At 56.4% G+C, this 4,753-nt stretch carries 5 protein-coding genes, 1 tRNA gene and 1 rRNA gene; 6 read left to right on the top strand and 1 reads right to left on the bottom strand.

Going from position 1 to position 4,753, the window contains the following annotated elements; all coding sequences use genetic code 11:
- The first annotated feature begins 15 nt into the window (after positions 1-15).
- The 3 genes from rrf to ACRC1E_RS03630 all read left to right on the top strand — a co-directional run bounded on the left by rrf (position 16) and on the right by ACRC1E_RS03630 (position 1,515).
- Positions 16-130: ribosomal RNA gene (rrf, locus tag ACRC1E_RS03620) — 5S ribosomal RNA — on the top strand.
- 63 nt (positions 131-193) lie between these two features.
- Positions 194-269 (top strand) — tRNA-His (locus ACRC1E_RS03625).
- 301 nt (positions 270-570) lie between these two features.
- A complete protein-coding gene (locus ACRC1E_RS03630) occupies positions 571-1,515 on the top strand; it encodes an IS1595 family transposase (RefSeq protein WP_438513748.1) in 945 nt (314 codons plus the stop codon).
- Positions 1,516-1,552: 37 nt separating this feature from the next.
- Here ACRC1E_RS03630 and pssA read toward each other — a convergent pair whose 3' ends face one another.
- A complete protein-coding gene (gene pssA / locus ACRC1E_RS03635) occupies positions 1,553-2,896 on the bottom strand; it encodes a CDP-diacylglycerol--serine O-phosphatidyltransferase (RefSeq protein ID WP_438513749.1) in 1,344 nt (447 codons plus the stop codon).
- 163 nt (positions 2,897-3,059) lie between these two features.
- Here pssA and ACRC1E_RS03640 point away from each other — a divergent pair, with 163 nt between their 5' ends.
- From ACRC1E_RS03640 to ACRC1E_RS03650, 3 genes are all read left to right on the top strand, one after another.
- Positions 3,060-3,923, top strand: a complete 864-nt coding sequence (locus ACRC1E_RS03640; protein ID WP_438513750.1) for a ferritin-like domain-containing protein — start codon at positions 3,060-3,062, stop codon at positions 3,921-3,923.
- Positions 3,898-4,398, top strand: coding sequence for a D-glycero-beta-D-manno-heptose 1-phosphate adenylyltransferase (gene rfaE2 / locus ACRC1E_RS03645; protein ID WP_438513751.1), 501 nt, complete (start codon positions 3,898-3,900; stop codon positions 4,396-4,398). Before ACRC1E_RS03640 ends, rfaE2 begins: the two co-directional genes overlap by 26 nt.
- Positions 4,395-4,753 (top strand): biotin operon repressor (locus ACRC1E_RS03650; protein WP_438513752.1); only part of this gene is annotated, 359 nt, incomplete at its 3' end. The genes rfaE2 and ACRC1E_RS03650, both read left to right, overlap by 4 nt.

Here is a 4,753-nt window from a genome sequence, read left to right on the forward strand (position 1 = left end):
TTTGACAAGTTAATGTCTGGTGGCCATAGCGAGGTGGTCCCACGCCTTCCCATCCCGAACAGGACCGTGAAACACCTTAGCGCCGATGATAGTGTGGCATTCGCCATGTGAAAGTAGGACACCGCCAGACGCCCCATTATGAAAGCCTCGACCAAATGGTCGGGGCTTTCAATGCGATAGCAACGATTTTGTGGTGGATATAGCTCAGTTGGTAGAGCCCCGGATTGTGATTCCGGTTGTCGTGGGTTCGAGCCCCATTATTCACCCCACATAATGCTAAAACCCTGATTTCCCAAGGAAATCAGGGTTTTTTTGCGTGAATAAAACGATTTGCTACACGAACTGTTACGCACGACGTGGGTAAGCGGCCGGCCGCCCCCAGCGCCTGCCATTTTCTTTGCAGGGGACCGCAAAATGGGCATGATGCGGCGAGCTCACAGGGGGCAATGCCTGGCTCGGGCTGATATACCGCACAGCAGGTGCGGTATATGGCCATCTTTTTGGCTCTGTTCGCGATGAGCGTTGGTTCTATATTTAGGACAATCTCAGCCATGCCCAGTGGAGGCGGTCATGAAAGCCCACGATTTTCATATCTGGATGCAGATGCTGCCCCAACTCTCAGAGGCGCAACGCAAGGTAGTACAGCAGACCCTCTCGAACTCTGTCGCGACACCTCGCATCGAGGCACTGCTCAATCAGCGTAGCGCCGAAGTCCTGTACTGCCCGCACTGCATGGCTCGACAGGTTCAACGCTGGGGTAAGCCCGGAGGCATTCAGCGCTATCGCTGTCGCGGGTGTCAAAAAACGTTCAATGCCTTAACCGGGACACCTGCCGCCAGGCTGAAACGGCGTGATGCGTGGTTAGACTATGCGCGATTGATGACTCATGGTGAAACCATTCGAGCCTCTGCGCAGGCGGTCGGTATCCATCGCACAACCTCGTTTCGCTGGCGTCACCGCTTTCTCAAGTTACCCGCGCTGGAGAACGATACCGAACTTGGCAATATCGTGGAGGCGGATGAAACCTTCTTCCTGCTGTCATTCAAAGGCCAGCGCCACTTACCCAGAGCGGCTCGTCATCGTGGTGGCCATGCTAATCAGCGTGGCTTATCAAGCGAGCAAGTACCCGTCATGGTTGTGCAGGACCGACAAGGTAAACACTTTGACGCCATGCTTCCCAAGTTGGATCAGTCGACGGTAAGCACCTTACTGACCCAGGTGCTGGCCCCAGAGAGTCTGCTCTGTACTGATGGCTCTAAACTGTACGCTGGGTTTGACCAGACTGAGGATATTGCCCACGAGGTGCTCAACCTGAGTAAGGGTGTTCGGGTTCGCAATCGGGTGCTGCACATCCAGCATGTCAATGCTTACGACTCACGCCTGAAAGGCTGGTTGTATCACTTCCGAGGTGTCGCCACTAAGTATCTGGCTAACTATCTTGGCTGGCGTCGTTTGCTGGAGAAATTTGGCAGCCAAATCCGCCCAGAAACGGTGTTGTTACACAGCCTCGGTTAAAACCAACGCTCATCGCGAACAGAGCCATCTTTTTGGATTACAGCAGTTTTGATACCAAGCGGTCTGCCCGTACCCGGTTCATGCGGGTCAGCAGTTTGCGAATCGGTTCCGGGTAGTGGTCGACAGTTTCCAGGTCGAGGTAATGGCTGATACGGCTGGTATTGGCACGGATGGTGGCCAGTTCCTGATCCCTTTGTGCGGCCAGTGCCTGTTGCGGGTCGTGGATCAGCAGGCCATTTTCGAGATCCAGATTGAAAGCGCGCGGATTGAGATTGTTGCCGGTAATCAGCATCATTTCCTTATCTATCCACAAGCCCTTTAGGTGATAGCTATGACCGGGGTCATTCCATAGCAGCAGGTTCAGGCGGCCTGCATCGATATCGGCTTGCTGGGCCTGGGCAAAGCGGCGCAAATTGGCTTCATATAGATAGGGCAGTGCACCTATGACCTTGAATGGCTCGTTAGGCGGGATAAAGAAGTCATTGGCGGTTTTGTCGCCGACAATAATATCAACCTTCACGCCACGCGAGAGCAGGCGACGGATTTCGCTCGTCAGCGGGCGGGGCAGGTTGAAATAGGGGGTGCAGACCACGAGGTGATCCTGTGTCACGGCCATCAGTTTTTGTATCAGGCGGTTGAGCGGATTACGCTTGCCGACCCCCAGTAACGGGGTAATGCCCAATTCACCTGCCGCTGCTTGTCCGGTGTGGCTTTGGTAGTGGCTCGTTTTGAGCTGCTCGCGCAGGTTGCGAATTTCACTACGTATGCTTTTGGTTGCCGGTGGATTAGGCTGATCCAGCCGGTGGATGGCGGGGCTGGCTAATAGGGTGTGCAGTAGTGCCACCATGCTGTCGGCTAATGCCCGGCAGGTCAGCAGGTGGTAGCGATCGTAACGATAGCGCTCGCCTACGTGCATATAGACATTATTGAGGCTGGCACCGCTGTAGATCACGGTATCGTCGACAATAAAGCCCTTCAGATGCAGGACACCAAACAGCTCCCGAGTTTGTACCGGTACGCCATATACGGGTACATCCAGACCCGGATGTTTTTCGGCCTCATCCCGATACCAGGCCGCATTGCCGTCGGCCTTGCTCTTACCTATCAGTCCGCGCTGCGCGCGATGCCAGTCGACCAGTACGGCGATTTCCAGTTCCGGATTGCGCTTGCGGGCTGCGTAGAGCGCCTCCAGTATCATGGCGCCGCCTTCATCGTGCTGCAGGTAAAGGGCGCTCAAAAGGATGCGGCGCTTTGCCCCTGCGATGTGTGCCAGCAAGGTTTCCCGGAATGCAGCCGTATCATTCAGCGTGATGATGTCTTCGGCTGCGATAGCGAAGCGTGGCAGCGCATTGATATAGGTACGTGGATCGTTGAAAAGCATGATAAGACGCCAAAAGCACGCGGATTAACCCGAATGTCTGATGTTAGCATCAAGCGGGCTCTTCTCCCATGGGGCGGCTCAAACTAGCGTGACTATGAAGTCTTTGCTCTATAGATGCCGCTGGCAATACAATAGCAAAATACGTTACCGCAAGGAGAAGGCGATGCTTTACCCGGAACTCTATCTACAGTTGGAAAAAGCGCGCTGGAGTATGGAAACCGATATTCCATGGGCGGAATTTGATGGCAGCAAGCTCTCTGACGAGCAGGCACAGACCATCAAGATGAATGCGATTACCGAGTGGTCGGCACTGCCGGCCACCGAGATGTTTTTACGCGATAACCAGCATGACTCGGATTTTTCCGCTTTCATGTCGGTCTGGTTCTACGAAGAGCAGAAGCATGCATTGGCGCTGATGGAGTATCTGCGCCGTTTCCGCCCCGAGTATTGTCCGACTGAAGCCGAACTGCATGCCGTGCGTTTCGAGTTTGATCCGGCACCGCCGCTGGAAACGCTGATGCTGCATTTCTGTGGCGAAGTGCGCCTGACGCAGTGGTATCGCTGCGCATCGGAGTGGCATACCGAACCGGTGATCAAAGCCATCTACAAGCACCTGAGCCAGGATGAGGCACGCCATGGCGGCTGTTATCTCAAATACATGAAAAAGGCGATCGAACTGCATGGCGATGTGGCGCGGGCCGCTTTTGCCAAGATAGGCCTCTTGATGGCCTCATCCAGCCGTTCGGCCAAGCCCTTGCATCCGACCAATCTGCATGTCAATGCCGCCTTATTCCCCAACGATACGGTACAGAGCCGTTTGCCCGACCCTGAGTGGCTGGAATCGTGGCTGACACAGCAGATCCGCTTCGACGAGCCTTGGGAGGCGCGTGTGGTGGGTGGTATCCTTCGCAACTTGTCCAATCTGTTCGAGCAGCCACTGGAAACGATTCTGCAGCTGAATCGCTACCGCAAGGCGCTCGCGGCAAGTGTGAAGGAAAACCATGTCGTACCCGACCCCGCCGTTTGAAGCCAAAGTCTGCCAGCCGGAGGCGCTGGCGGCACGTATCGCGGCGCTACCCCGGCCACTGGTGTTTACCAATGGCTGTTTCGATATCCTGCACCGCGGCCATGTGAGCTATCTGGCGCAAGCACGGGCACTGGGCGCCTCGCTGGTTGTGGGGCTGAATACCGATGCTTCGGTCAAGCGTCAGGGCAAGGGGGACGACCGTCCCATCAATAACGAGGCTAACCGCGCGGCAGTGCTGGCGGCGCTGGAGTCGGTGTCGCTGGTTACCTGGTTTGATAGCGATACCCCGGCCGAGCTGATCGCCCTGATTCAGCCCGATGTGCTGGTCAAGGGCGGTGACTGGGGCGTGGACAAGATCGTGGGCTCAGCCGAAACACTGGCCCGCGGCGGCGAAGTCCACTCCATCCCCTTTTTGTTCGAGACCTCGACCACGGCGACCCTGAATAAAATACGTGCCAGCGAAGGCAAGGCGTGAGCGATCACGCCTTTGCCGTATTGCGTCTGCTGTCGGCCGGCGGTTTTCAGTCGGGCGAAGCCATGGCGCAGCAGTTGGGCTGCTCGCGCACGCTGGTGTGGCAGGCGGTACATACCATTGAACAGGATTTCGGTCTGACCGTATTTTCGGTACGTGGCCGCGGCTACCAGCTGGCGCTACCGTTTGACTGGCTGGATGTGGCGCAGATCCGTGCCGGGCTGTCCGAGACGGCGGGTGATTGCTTTACCCTGGCGCTGGTCGACTGCACCGACTCTACCAATACCCAATTGATGACCCGTGCGGCATCCGGCGCACCACAAGGCTTGCTGCTGGCGGCCGAGCAGCAAAGCGCGGG

Origin of the sequence: Craterilacuibacter sp., from assembly GCF_051659485.1 — a bacterium.
Classification (GTDB): Bacteria; Pseudomonadota; Gammaproteobacteria; order Burkholderiales; family Chromobacteriaceae; genus Craterilacuibacter.

What these genes read in the sequence shown, in the direction of transcription:
- ACRC1E_RS03640 (WP_438513750.1), top strand. Translation starts at nt 3,060, where the DNA reads ATGCTTTACCCGGAACTCTATCTACAGTTGGAAAAAGCGCGCTGGAGT.
- rfaE2 (WP_438513751.1), top strand. Translation starts at nt 3,898, where the DNA reads ATGTCGTACCCGACCCCGCCGTTTGAAGCCAAAGTCTGCCAGCCGGAG.
- pssA (WP_438513749.1), bottom strand. Translation starts at nt 2,896, where the DNA reads ATGCTTTTCAACGATCCACGTACCTATATCAATGCGCTGCCACGCTTC.
- ACRC1E_RS03630 (WP_438513748.1), top strand. Translation starts at nt 571, where the DNA reads ATGAAAGCCCACGATTTTCATATCTGGATGCAGATGCTGCCCCAACTC.